The following is a 12,903-nucleotide window of genomic DNA, read 5'->3' on the forward strand; positions in this document are numbered from 1 at the left end:
CTTAAAGAAATGAAAAGCACAATATTCCATTCTTTTCTTAAAACAAAAAAGATAGGCAGGAATCATTCATCGATACGCATGTTCAAGTGACCAAGTGCATAGAGTATATTAATCGTCTCTGATAACGCTACAGGGGAGGGCCTTATGGATATCCTAAAAAAAATTGAGATGTTCCGAGAAGAAGAAGAAAAGCTCCGTTGGGAAGGGTCATTTGCTGATTATTTACAGTTGTTAAAAGAGAAGCCATGGGTAGCACAATCTGCACATTCACGCGTATACAATATGATCAAAGACTCTGGAATTGAGGAAGTAAAAGGAACAAAGCATTACAATTTCTTTAGTAATCAATTATTTGGGTTAGAAGAGTCGCTTGAAAGACTTGTTGAGGAATACTTCCATCCTGCAGCTAAACGACTGGATGTAAGAAAGAGGATTTTATTATTGATGGGTCCAGTAAGCGGTGGGAAATCTACTCTTGTTACCATGCTAAAACGGGGGTTAGAGGGCTATTCCCATACGGATAGAGGCTCGGTATTTGCCATTAAAGGCTGCCCAATGCATGAAGACCCGCTTCATTTAATCCCGCATCATCTGCGCTCGGATTTTTACGAAGAGTATGGAATCCGAATTGATGGGAACCTTTCTCCATTAAACATGATGCGCTTGGAACAGGAATATGGTGGAAGGATTGAAGATGTTTTAGTAGAAAGAATCTTCTTCTCAGAAGATAAGCGAACTGGAATTGGAACCTTTAGTCCATCCGATCCGAAATCACAGGATATAGCCGATTTAACAGGGAGCATTGACTTTTCAACGATAGCTGAATTTGGTTCCGAATCAGACCCGCGTGCCTACCGGTTTGATGGAGAACTGAATAAGGCAAACCGTGGAATGATGGAATTCCAAGAGATGTTGAAATGTGATGAAAAATTCTTATGGCATTTGCTTTCATTAACACAAGAAGGAAACTTTAAAGCAGGAAGGTTTGCGTTGATTTCAGCTGATGAGTTGATAGTTGCTCATACAAACGAAACGGAATATCGCTCATTTATCTCCAACAAGAAAAATGAGGCACTACATTCTAGGATTATCGTCATGCCGATTCCGTATAATTTAAAAGTTTCACAGGAAGAGAGAATTTATGAAAAGATGATTCGTGAAAGTGATGTATCTGATGTGCACATTGCACCACATACATTACGCGTAGCGGCGATGTTTACGATTCTAACTCGTCTAAAAGAACCTAAAAAAGGTGATATTGACTTAGTAAAGAAGATGCGTCTGTATGACGGTGAAAACGTGGAAGGCTTTAATGCTGTTGATGTAAGTGAGCTAAAGAAGGAGTACCCAGATGAAGGTATGAGCGGAATTGATCCACGTTATGTCATTAATCGTATTTCCTCTACGATCATACGGAAAGAAGTTCCATCTATTAATGCTTTGGATGTCTTAAGATCATTAAAAGATGGTTTGGATCAACATCCTTCAATCACAGCTGAACTTCGTGAGCGATATATGAATTATATTTCGGTTGCGCGGAAAGAGTATGATAATATTGCCAAGAATGAAGTTCAAAAAGCCTTTGTTTATTCCTATGAAGAGTCGGCTAAAACGTTAATGGACAATTATCTTGATAATGTTGAGGCATATTGCAATAAAGCAAAGCTTCGTGATCCTTTAACAGGTGAGGAAATCAATCCAGATGAAAAACTAATGCGTTCGATTGAAGAACAAATTGGTATTTCTGAAAACGCCAAAAAAGCATTTAGGGAAGAAATCCTAATTCGAATCTCTGCCTTTGCAAGAAAAGGGAAACGATTCGACTACAACTCACATGATAGGCTGAGGGAAGCGATTCAAAAGAAATTATTTGCTGACCTTAAGGATGTTGTAAAGATTACCACTTCCTCCAAAACACCTGATGAACAGCAATTAAAGAAAATAAACGATGTTGTTGCTAGATTAATTGACGAACACGGCTATAATTCAACATCCGCAAACGAACTCCTTCGATATGTTGGCAGCTTATTAAATCGTTAATTAGGAATTTTCCTAGAAAAATAGCATGGACTGGCGGAACGATCTGCCAGTCTGTTTTTTTCAATATGAACCGATAGCGAAAATGAAGTGCCTTGAGCTTATTTCACAAAACAGACAACAATGCTCGTCCATTTTTAAAAGCACAAGCCTAATTGTCAAAATAATTTGTAAATTATTTGCGGCTTCTGCATAGGATAAAGTAATCAACATTATATGTATTTTGACACTCGGGTTATTTTATGACATTTGAAAAAAAATGTGACTCAAGAACAAAAAAATTCATAAGGAGGGGTTTACATTGTCTGACAATAACCATCAATTTGTGATTTCAAGAGAAGATTGGTCCCTCCACCGTAAAGGCCACGATGACCAGCAAAGGCATCAAGAAAAGGTCCAGGAGGCAATTCGAAACAATCTTCCTGACTTAATTACAGAAGAAAGCATCATTATGTCCAATGGACGCGATGTAGTGAAAATTCCTATTCGTTCACTCGACGAATACAAAATCCGCTACAATTATGACAAAAACAAACACGTGGGCCAAGGTGACGGTGAAAGCCAAGTAGGTGACGTAATTGCTCGGGACGGATCAAGTCAGCAAAAAGGTCCGGGAAAAGGGCAAGGCGCAGGAGATCAGGCCGGTGAAGATTACTTTGAAGCTGAAGTTTCGTTAATGGAATTAGAGGAAGCATTGTTTAAACAACTAGAGCTGCCAAATCTAAAAAGAAAAGAAGAACAGGAACATTTAGTAGAAAACATTGAATTCAATGATATACGTAAAACAGGACTAATGGGTAATATTGATAAAAAGCGTACCATGATGTCGGCATTTAAAAGAAATGCAATGACAGGGAAACCTGCATTCCATCCTATTTATAAAGAAGATTTAAAATTTAAAACCTGGAATGAAGTCATTAAACCAGACTCCAAAGCAGTCGTGATTGCCATGATGGATACGAGTGGATCCATGGGTATATGGGAGAAGTATATGGCGAGAAGTTTCTTCTTCTGGATGACTCGTTTCTTACGGACTAAATATGAAACTGTTGAAATAGAATTCATTGCTCATCATACAGAAGCTAAGGTTGTTTCCGAGGAGGATTTCTTCTCCAAGGGTGAAAGCGGCGGAACCATCTGCTCTTCTGCATACCGAAAAGCCTTAGAAATTATTGACGCCAAATACAACCCGCGCAAATTCAACATTTATCCATTCCACTTTTCTGATGGCGATAATCTAACATCTGATAATGCTCGCTGCGTCAAGCTGGTTGAAGAACTAATGAAAGTTTCAAACATGTTTGGTTACGGAGAGGTAAATCAGTATAACCGTAGACGCTCTACACTCTTTTCCGGCCTAGAGCGGATTGATAACGAGAAGTTCCGTTATTATATCTTAACAGAAAAGTCGGACATCATCCGTGCGCTTCAGACGTTTTTTCCAAAAGAAAAAGAAGGCGCTCGACCTTCTTAAATTAGCGGATATAATTGCAATACAAATTCGTCGGGCTTCTTCCATTCCTTTTTGCGAAGGTATGTCGCTTTAGCCAGCACGCTTTTTAATAACGCATTCTTCCGTTCAATGTCCGCATCTTCATACGCTTCGAGGACCGATTTTAAGTGCGGCAGGAAATCGTCGGTACTATTCTTGCGCAATTCCTCTTTTTGAATCTCGTCTTGAATGTTGCGGACTTCTCCTTGTAGTTCATCGATCCGTTGCGATACATTCTGCTGGCGCTCAAGGAACGTATCAATGTCGTAAACTCCTCGTTCTAGTAAATCGTGTAACTTACTTTTCTGCGCAACGAGCTCCTTGATATCGCCTTGTTTTTTGTCGATTAGTAAATGTTTATATGGCGCGTCGGTGCTGTCGTTCGGTTCATCGTTACTAATACTTTCCTCTATTTTCTTCGCTATTGCTGCGAGTCCTTCTAATAAGCGGTGCTCAACGGTACTGAACGCGGCTCCTTTTTGAATCCCTTTACACGACGGCTGGATGCATCGGATGGCATCGTTAGGCCGGGTTGGTCGCGGCTGGAATAGCATGGAATAACCGCATACTTCGCATTTTAGAATTCCGGCAAGTGGGTTCGATAATCCCTTCGAAATATTATGCGATGGACGAAAGCGGCCCGTATGCGCTCGATTAGCTGCCTCGAAAAGTTCTGGCGATACTAGCGGTTCGTGTGCGTTCTCTTTAATCGTCCATTTAGTGCGCGGCTGTTTTATTTTCTTGTACTTTCCGTTTCGCTTAACGTGCTTAACTTGCCCCCATACGATATTTCCGATATATGCCTCGTTTTTAACAATTGCGGTAATCGAGCTCGGCGACCATGTGTCGCGCTTTTTATTAGGCGGCTTTATTCCGAGCCTGTCCAATTCTTGCGCAACAGCCTGGCGCCCATGGCCTGCGCTCATCATTTCGAATATTTTCTTAACGACCCACGCGGTCTCGATGTCCGGCTCAAGTTTTAGGTCCGCGTTTCGAATGTAGCCATACGGCGGCACTTTTGTAATCGACTTGCCTTCGCCTGCTGAAGCTACACGTCCGCGCTGCATACGCCGGGTAATTGCTTTAAGTTCCTCACGAGCGACTAGCGACTTGATCCCAAAAACGAGTTCCCATGTTTCTGATTCCGGATCATAGACTTCGCTCGGCGTAATGATTTTCGTGCCTGAATACCGGAAAGCACGGTCGAGTAAACCTTGATCGAGCATATCACCGCGTCCAAGTCGGTCTAAGTCCATAACGAGAACTGCGTCGGCTGCTCCGGCTTCCATATCACGAATCATCTTCTGGACTTCGGGGCGTTCTGATACCGACTCACCCGAAACGACTTCTTCATATATATGGACTATGTTATGACGTTCCTTTTTCGCGACTGCAAATAGGTTGTTACGATGGCGTTCGAGTGTGTCGTAAGTTTCTCCGAGTTCGCTCGCTTTCTTTTCTTCCTCGAGGTCTTTTCGACTTTTACGTAAATAAATATAAATACTAAGGTCGCTAGGACGGCTCATTTAATCACCTCTATACGAATTATAACCGACTATACACGCTAATGTAAATGTCCGATTTCCGATTATCCTGCGACATTATAAGTAGGGAGTGATTGACGTGAAAGAATACAAATTCGGAAACTCAACGGTCATAGTACATTCAGCGATATGGAGTATGTCCGAAGAAGAACAGACGGACTGGGTAAAAAAGGAAACGGAGAAAGGCAACGCAACATTAAAGCGAATTAGAGATGCGATAAAAGATTGCTATAGAAATCACGACTAAATGACGGTGCAGATAATTGCAACGTTATTTTTTTTTGTTCGAAAAATGTCCGAAAAGAAAAAGTCGCGCGACATATATAGTGTAAGGCGCTTTTGAAGGGGCGTCATCAAATGGAAAGGAGGCGTAAGGGTGAACGAAAAGAATTACGGAGTTCTCGATTTACGTGATAAGAAATTTACGCAAGTTACCAACGTCGTGCTTCAAGATAGAGTACACCTCGATAAAACAGCAGACAAATTGGTTTACGTAATGCTATGTATGCATGCGGACAATACAACGAAGAAGTCGTATCCATCGGTAAAGACATTGGCGAAGGAATGTAGCTGCTCGGAGAACACGGTAAGAAATGCGTTAAAGAAACTGAAGGAATTGCGATTGATCGATATTAAAGAGCGCAAAAGCAATGAGAGCGGTCAGCTTTCGAATCTGTACGTCTTGCTTAATCCTTCTGCAGAATATGAGGCGAAAGTTAAAGTGACCTCAGCGGATGAATCCGGGGGTTCAAACTGATACCCTCACCCGGTACCAAAATAGATAGACGAACTATACTCATTTAACTATACGCAATTACTATACTAAACATTGCGCTAGATAGAAAAACACTATCTATCGCTACGACGATAAGATTAAAAGATTATGCGAAAAAGGAATATGCGATATATAAGGAGGAAGAAAAATGAGCGAAACATTGAAAGGCGGTGATTCCGTTCAATTTAGATACGAAATGTTAGACGGCTCAACTGCGGAGTTCCTTCGTAAGAAAGAATCGAATATGCGTGAGATTGTCGGCAAGGCATATACGGAATTAGGGCGCGAACTAAAGGAAGCTCAGGAACGGCTTTCGAAGAATGGATACGGCTGTTTTGAAAAGTGGTGTGAGTCAATCGGATTTAATAAAATGCAGGCTAATAGGTTGATTCAGCGCTATACGTTGGTAACAAATTGTTACGAACAAAAATACTTGCTCGAGGACCTCCCCGTTTCCCTAACGTATGAAATCGCCAAGCCTTCCGCTGAATCAACGGAGGAGAAACGCCAAGCCAAGCAAGCGGTATTAAACGGTGACATTAAAACATTAAAGGAATATCGCGAATTGGAGCAACGTTTAAGAGACGAACAAGAACGACGCAAACGAGCCGAACAAGATTACGAAAGCATTAGGCAAGCCTTCGTAAATACACAAGAAGAACAAACACAAGAGGGTATTCATCGCATAGATACAAGTACAGAAATTAACGGAACGGCATTGGAATTTTCCACGACTGTTCGAAGATTACTTCAGAGTTACGCATATTTGCAGAATTACAAAACGACATTTGCGAGCATGAACGAAATATCGCGCGATGAGTACGAAAAAAGTTTTGACGCTTTAATTAGTTTCGCGACACAAGTACGAAAAGAATTACAGTTTACCCGTCAAGGTGACGTAATAATCGAAATGGAGGGAATGTAGATGACAAATCAATTGGCAGTGAAAAATGAAAGTTTCACTATAAAAAATGTTAAAAACGGAAAAATGGCGTTAGTAGGTGATAAAGAATTCATTATGGGCATTGTCGCACAGCAGTCCGGTGTATCAGAATTAGTAAGCGGCTTGGCGAATGTGGTCGGTGCTTCAAATGAACGCCTAAATGTTTTAGAGGAGAAGTTGAACTTCGTAATCGATACATTAAAGAACAGTTTAAGCAGTCCTGCTGCGAGTAATGAGAAATTATCTCCTCTAGAAGAAAAAGTCGCGTCACTCGAACGTCTTCCTATCGAAACCCTAAGGAAGCATAATCGTTCTATTATGACTAAAATCGCTCGCGCAAACGGTCGAAGAAAAACGAGTTTTCAAGATTACCTTCCTCTATACGATCAGTTATTTCAATTAACCGGCTTTGATGTTGAAGCGCATGAAAAAGAATTTCTGGAAGGTTTCAAAAAATATTACTCTATTTCGTGGGTAAATACGCTATTCAATCGAGGGTACGGACCGATGCTCACCGCACTAGCGGAAATCCAGTACGAGGAGGCGAACTAAATGTATAAATTAATGAATGCAAGATTACAAAACAGGAAGTATCCCGAAACATTTGAAATTCCGTCAAGAGCCGAAATCAAAACGCTAAAACCGGGTGATTTGGTAAAACTCTGCTTCGAGGAAGACGGACTTTATTCCGAAAGAATGTGGGTAAACATAATCAGCACTAAAGGCGATGAATTTCGTGGAATATTGGACAATCAGCCATTCGGACTAAGTACTGTTAAGTACAGAGATATCGTAAAGTTTAATTCGAAGCATATTCTCAGCATAATGTGAAAGGAGGCGAAACGCATGACCGAACTCTCACCGGCCCTTATCGCAACCATAACGAAGTATCTACGCTATCTATCCGAAAGCGAGCCCGATGAATACACGCTCGGAACCATCGACGGCGTCAAGGAAACGCTGAAACTACTCGGAATCAAAATTGAAGGAGTGAACGCATAATGCGATTAACTGACGAACATTTAACAGAAATTCGCAAGCGAGTGGAGGCGGCTGAACGCGATGGGCTTGGAAGTCATAGCGACTCAGTGATGCGATTCCACGCTCGCAAAGACGTGCCGAAATTGCTTGCGGAGATTGAGCGGTTAAAGAAAGTTGCTAACGATATTCTCGAAGAGTACGACAGTTCTGAGCGCAGAGTAATTAACGAAGTTTCTACGGATATAAAGTTTGCGTTATACATGCACGAAGCTTATCTGCGGGATTGCAAAAACGAAATAAATGGAGTTGATGAGAATGATGGCAACCTATAACGAAAAGCCCGTCGCAAATTGGACTACCAATGACTTTATCGCATATCTTTGCGACAGGCACAGCGCCACATATGGCACGGAATACACACCGCCAGGACGTAACTGGCAAGTCGAGCGCGGACTGATTGGTACGCTGATTGGAACGAAAGGAAAGAACGCCAAGCCTCGCAAGTATGAGCCTGAAGTAGTCAAAGCGTTTATTGACGAATGTCTCCGGATTCATCGCTGTACTCCGCAATGGCCGACCGTTAGCTTTACATGGTTTTGGAAATGGAAGACGGATGTATGGGCGAGGGTCCTGGCGGAGAGCAAGCGGAAGCAGTACGTTAAGCAGGCGGTCGAGGAAACGGAAGGGATTGACGATTGGTTATAAGGAAGGAGGAATCGAATGACACACGCAAATAATTGTATTTTATCATCGCGGTGCAAACTCGCAGGCAGCGCGGAATGTAACCGATCATGCGGACATTTTATCGCAATGCACGGCTACAGCGGAAAAGGCGGTCGAGTCGCCAACGCGAATACACCGGCCGACTATCGCCTGCTAACATTAGCAACATCGCCAGCTCGCGAAAGTCAAGCGAAGATTTACGGAACACTCGAAAAATACGTGGCGACATTCGACCGACAGTTTGAACCGGACGGCGACAGGATTAAAAGTTTGTTTTTATTTTCGGAAAGTCCTGGAACAGGCAAGACCACTACGGCAATAGCGGTCCTAAACGAATGGCTTATCGCTCATTACTTGGGGTCATTGCGTAGGAATAGGCAACCTTCGCAAGTACCAGTGTACTTTTTAGACGTAAATGAATGGCAGACATTGTTTAACGAATTTAACCGTAGCAACATTCCGAAAGAAGTTGCTGAGCCAGCTAGTCGCGAATACTATCGTCGAATGCACTTGGCAAAGACGGCACCTTTCGTTGTCTGCGATGATTTGGGAGTACGCGACGCAACGACTGCGTTTAGGGCTGACCTTCATTCGGTTATAAACGCAAGGACGACGAATGCTCTTCCGGCAATTTTTACTAGCAACTTACCCATAGAAGAAATGGCGACCGTCTTTGACCAACGTTTATATGACCGTGTTAGGGATCAATGCGCTGTGCTCGCGTTCAGTGGTTCGTCAAAACGAGGAAGGAGGTAGTCAGATGCCGGCACGACGCACGTATGCGGAAGTTCTAAAGGAGTTTACGGATAGAAATTATATTCTTTTAGACGGTGAGTATAAAAACAATAAACAAAAACTACGGTACAAATGCAAGATTCATAACGATGCTGAACAAGGAATTAGGTTCAACGATTTGATTACAGGACATGGTTGCAAATTTTGCGGAGAAGAAAGAAAGTTCGAAAATTTAAAGAAAATGGCTTTCGAGCAGAGAACGCCGGAAACGGAAGTAGTGAAAGAGTTTGAAAACCGGGGATATAAATTACTGAGTCACTATATAAACGCTCACGAACCGTTGAAGTATGTGTGCCTTATACATCCAGAGCACCCACTAAAAATAAGAATCTCTGATCTAAAAGCCGGTGGTGGGTGTAAATATTGTGCTGCTGATAAAACAAGGCTAGGAATTGAAACCGCAAGACAAATATTCCACGATCGTGGGTACGAATTAGCCGAGTTAGTTTACGTAAACTCAAATATTCCAATGAGGTATATTTGCCCAAAACACCCTGAGAAAGAGACACGAATAACAATTAGTAGTTTAAAAGGTGGACACAGGTGTTCGTATTGTGCGATTGAAAATAGTCGAGGTAAATTAAGCGTTCATTATAACCACGACCTTTCTGACGAAACACGAGCGAAGGATAGACGATATGATGCAGAAATTCACGCGTGGAGAAAAGCGGTATATGAACGTGATAATTATACGTGTGTGAAGTGCGGAGATGATCGCGGAGGAAATTTAAACGCTCATCATAAAGACGGTTTTGCTTGGTGCGTTGAACGTCGTTATGACGTCAGTAACGGCGCTACACTGTGCGAAACTTGTCATAGAAAATTCCACTCGCGCTATAGCAATAAGGACAATACAGAATCTCAGTTTGTGGAATGGTTAAAGGAGGCGTCCGAATGAGAGAAGGCGAAGAATTCGAGTTTGAGATACCTGCAGACCATGGCGACCTAGTGACCGTCGATGGCTACGATGGGCGATTCTTTATGGTAATCGGTTACCAGTTAATCCGGAATTGCCTGCCGGAAGAGGCGTATAACGAAGTGGTCTATGAAGTCCTGGACGCCGTGACTGGCGAGTTTTTGGAGGCTGACGGAGAGGATGTCGAGTTTGTGACTGATGCGGACCATGCGAGCGCTTATTTGGCGGAGAATCCACCGGAATATAACGAGCCATTGCCGGCGGTAGATTTAAGCGATTGGATGATTGATATTTCAAATTATACCGGAGGTGTGACGAATATGGCGAAATCAGAACGCAAGCCGACACCGAGGGAGTTAAGCGCGAAAGAGGCGGAGGAGCGCAAGGCGGCACGCAATGAACGAGAAGCGCAGATTAATAACTTGCTAGAGATTGCGCAGTGGAATCGTAAGATGCTCGATAAGACTAATGATGAGAGCTACGGTGACCGTTTGTTTGCGGTAGAGGCGGAGTTAATGAAACTTGTTGACAACGATTAGTAAGTCGGAGTAGAACGGAAGCGAGAACAGCATAAAAAATATTTAATTCAATAAGGAGAAGTGAAAATGGAAATTTTACAAGCATTTCTAAACGGCTTATTCGGTTCACTCTTTATAGGAACGATTTTTAACATATTACTATCGTTATACTTTTTCATAAGTAATAAGAGGGAATTTAACGAATGGACCTGGAGCTCATTTGTGGTTCCTGCTTGGATGCTTTTGGGTACTTCTGTTTTAGGTGTCGGTGTATACTTCATTAACTAAGGATGGGCTACGTAAAGAAAGGGGATATGTTAATGGAACATACAGAGGAAGTTAAGTATCAATTAAATCAGCTTCTTGAAAAGGAAAAAGAAAGAGAACTATTAAAGGCAGATAATGAATTATTAAAATCAAAGTGGGAAGCACAAGGGTTAATGATTCAGAAGTTGCACAAGGAGTGTGCATTATTAAAGGAGACATTAAAAGAAATAGCAGAAGTTGGAGAAATCAATTCCTACGAGCATGCAATATTAGTAGCAAAGGAAACCTTAGAAAGTTTAGGTAATAAGTGAATCTGTTAGTTCGATATACGGATAAATTGCGAAATAAAACGGTGAAAGCGTAATCTAAGGGAATTCCCCTATTATTTACCATACGAAACTGTGCTAATATAAAAATTTACGGAGGTGAGCGAATGCACCATGCGCAACTACTATTCTCAAAAGTGATTGACGCGAACGACGTTGCAGTCCTTACGCGCTACGGCATAACCGCGAAGGATTTACCGACGGAAGGCGATAGGCACGTCTTCCGTTTTGTAACCGAGTACGCCGATAAGAATCGTGGGCAAGCGCCGAGTTACGCTGAAGTAACGGCGCAGTGTCCCGACTTCAATTACACGCCGCAAGTAGGCGACAGCTACGAATATCTGGCGAAAGAAATCAAGAAGCACTCGGCAAAAGTGCAATTTGCGGAACTGGTAAACGGCAAGCTCGGCAAACAATTCGAAACAGTCGGACAAAAAGATATATTTAAGTTGTTCGAATGGTTGCAATCTGAGGTCGAAAGTATTAAGATTAATACGAACACTAGTTCGAAAATAGGAACGGACATCAAGAAGGACGCCGAGTCTTTCCTCGAAGAATACCGCAAGCGCAAGGCTGGCGAGTCGTTTAAGATTTGGAAGTCCAAGTTCGCCGGCATTAACGAACAAATAGGCGGATACCTCAGCGGGAATATGTACACTTGGCACGGACGATCAGGTCGCGGTAAATCCGTCTTTACGATGGAGGAAGCAATCGAAGCGGCGGCACAAGGCGCAAACGTTTTAGTCTGGGCGATGGAAATGTCGCGATTCGAATGGATGGCACGGGCATACTCGTCAATCAGCGCCAGGGCGGGCATCGTCAACGCCAATATTGACGGAGTGGATTACGAGGCAGGTTTCGAAAATAAAGCGTTGTTAACCGGCAAGTTATCGGACGAATTTGAGGCTGGCTTCGAAGTGTTCCTATTGCAAATGGCGGAGGGCGAACACTTGCCCGGCAATATTACCGTCCGAGCTGCGGACGATGTCGACTTCTTCAATCGCGATATCAAGCAGTTGGAGGCGGACATTCTCGCGACAAAGGCTGACGTCGTTGTCGTTGATCCCATCTACCTTATGGACTACGAGGCGAACACGTCGAAAGTCGCTGGTGGGGACGTTGCAAATACGAGCAAAAGAATACGTCGTTTAGCGGGTCTGACGGGCGCAGTGATTCACGTTATTACGCAGGCGGATGAAGTTAAGGATGACCGCGACGATGAGGGGAATCGCGAGCTCAGACCGCCAAAGCGTGCCGAAATTAAGAAGACGAAAGCAGTGCTCGAGGACGCGGCGAATGTATTCGGTATTGATACGTTGGATGGCGCCGGTATTATCGAGATTGGCAAAGGGAGGAATGGCGGCGAGGGTACGCAGGTCGAGGTGCTATATCTTCCTAACTTTGGAATTGTTCGCGAGGTGGCGACTGGCGAAGAAGTTGCAAAACAATTCGACTTTTAGTCGCAATCCGACACGATTCGACACTTTATGCCCCTATACACATTTCACAAACAATATTACAATTAGATTAATTTAATTAGTTTAATCTCTTAATTAAAAAGGTTTCGGTACTAAAGTCACGATTGT

Annotated in this window: 17 protein-coding genes; 16 read left to right on the forward strand and 1 reads right to left on the reverse strand. The window is 42.8% G+C overall.

All coding sequences use genetic code 11. From position 1 onward, the window contains the following. Positions 1-144 precede the first annotated feature (144 nt). On the forward strand, positions 145-2,040 hold the full coding sequence (locus QNH29_RS06135) for a PrkA family serine protein kinase (protein WP_283863932.1): 1,896 nt from the start codon (positions 145-147) through the stop codon (positions 2,038-2,040). Positions 2,041-2,338: 298 nt separating this feature from the next. After that, positions 2,339-3,511 (forward strand): sporulation protein YhbH, encoded by a 1,173-nt coding sequence (gene yhbH, locus QNH29_RS06140; RefSeq protein WP_283863933.1) that lies wholly within the window; start codon positions 2,339-2,341, stop codon positions 3,509-3,511. On the opposite strand, the gene QNH29_RS06145 is transcribed toward yhbH, so the two are convergent. Continuing rightward, positions 3,508-5,055 carry a recombinase family protein gene (locus QNH29_RS06145; protein WP_283863934.1) on the reverse strand — a complete coding sequence of 516 codons (1,548 nt, stop codon included), beginning with the start codon at positions 5,053-5,055 and terminating at the stop codon, positions 3,508-3,510. The genes yhbH and QNH29_RS06145 overlap by 4 nt on opposite strands. 97 nt (positions 5,056-5,152) lie before the next feature. On the opposite strand from QNH29_RS06145, the gene QNH29_RS06150 reads away from it, so the two are divergent. From QNH29_RS06150 to QNH29_RS06215, 14 genes are all read left to right on the forward strand, one after another. Then, on the forward strand, positions 5,153-5,320 hold the full coding sequence (locus QNH29_RS06150; protein WP_283863935.1) for a hypothetical protein: 168 nt from the start codon (positions 5,153-5,155) through the stop codon (positions 5,318-5,320). Between the two features lie 129 nt (positions 5,321-5,449). Continuing rightward, entirely contained in the window at positions 5,450-5,830 is a 381-nt protein-coding gene (locus QNH29_RS06155; protein WP_283863936.1) for a helix-turn-helix domain-containing protein, read from the forward strand. Positions 5,831-5,996: 166 nt separating this feature from the next. Continuing rightward, positions 5,997-6,773 carry a hypothetical protein gene (locus QNH29_RS06160; RefSeq protein ID WP_283863937.1) on the forward strand — a complete coding sequence of 259 codons (777 nt, stop codon included), beginning with the start codon at positions 5,997-5,999 and terminating at the stop codon, positions 6,771-6,773. Continuing rightward, a complete protein-coding gene (locus QNH29_RS06165; RefSeq protein WP_283863938.1) occupies positions 6,774-7,343 on the forward strand; it encodes a hypothetical protein in 570 nt (189 codons plus the stop codon). It begins immediately after the preceding gene. After that, positions 7,344-7,622: a DUF2314 domain-containing protein gene (locus tag QNH29_RS06170; RefSeq protein WP_283863939.1), complete on the forward strand. Its 279-nt coding sequence runs from the start codon at positions 7,344-7,346 to the stop codon at positions 7,620-7,622. 15 nt (positions 7,623-7,637) lie between these two features. Continuing rightward, positions 7,638-7,793 (forward strand): hypothetical protein, encoded by a 156-nt coding sequence (locus tag QNH29_RS06175; RefSeq protein ID WP_283863940.1) that lies wholly within the window; start codon positions 7,638-7,640, stop codon positions 7,791-7,793. Beyond that, on the forward strand, positions 7,793-8,104 hold the full coding sequence (locus QNH29_RS06180; RefSeq protein WP_283863941.1) for a hypothetical protein: 312 nt from the start codon (positions 7,793-7,795) through the stop codon (positions 8,102-8,104). Before QNH29_RS06175 ends, QNH29_RS06180 begins: the two co-directional genes overlap by 1 nt. Continuing rightward, positions 8,088-8,477, forward strand: a complete 390-nt coding sequence (locus tag QNH29_RS06185) for a hypothetical protein (RefSeq protein ID WP_283863942.1) — start codon at positions 8,088-8,090, stop codon at positions 8,475-8,477. The genes QNH29_RS06180 and QNH29_RS06185 overlap by 17 nt, the downstream gene beginning before the upstream one ends. A gap of 15 nt (positions 8,478-8,492) precedes the next feature. Further along, the gene (locus tag QNH29_RS06190) at positions 8,493-9,251 is read left to right on the forward strand and encodes a P-loop NTPase family protein (protein ID WP_283863943.1); all 759 of its coding nucleotides are present in this window, start codon (positions 8,493-8,495) and stop codon (positions 9,249-9,251) included. A 4-nt stretch (positions 9,252-9,255) separates the two neighbouring features. Further along, positions 9,256-10,188, forward strand: coding sequence for an HNH endonuclease (locus QNH29_RS06195; RefSeq protein ID WP_283863944.1), 933 nt, complete (start codon positions 9,256-9,258; stop codon positions 10,186-10,188). Beyond that, a complete protein-coding gene (locus QNH29_RS06200; protein WP_283863945.1) occupies positions 10,185-10,745 on the forward strand; it encodes a hypothetical protein in 561 nt (186 codons plus the stop codon). Before QNH29_RS06195 ends, QNH29_RS06200 begins: the two co-directional genes overlap by 4 nt. Positions 10,746-10,811: 66 nt before the next feature. Continuing rightward, positions 10,812-11,012: a hypothetical protein gene (locus QNH29_RS06205; RefSeq protein ID WP_283863946.1), complete on the forward strand. Its 201-nt coding sequence runs from the start codon at positions 10,812-10,814 to the stop codon at positions 11,010-11,012. 32 nt (positions 11,013-11,044) lie between these two features. After that, a complete protein-coding gene (locus QNH29_RS06210; RefSeq protein WP_283863947.1) occupies positions 11,045-11,302 on the forward strand; it encodes a hypothetical protein in 258 nt (85 codons plus the stop codon). Between the two features lie 122 nt (positions 11,303-11,424). Then, complete coding sequence (locus tag QNH29_RS06215) at positions 11,425-12,777, forward strand: DnaB-like helicase C-terminal domain-containing protein (RefSeq protein WP_283863948.1); 1,353 nt, start codon at positions 11,425-11,427, stop codon at positions 12,775-12,777. Positions 12,778-12,903 lie beyond the last annotated feature (126 nt).

Source organism: Neobacillus sp. DY30 (assembly GCF_030123065.1).
Taxonomy (GTDB): domain Bacteria; phylum Bacillota; class Bacilli; order Bacillales; family Cytobacillaceae; genus Neobacillus.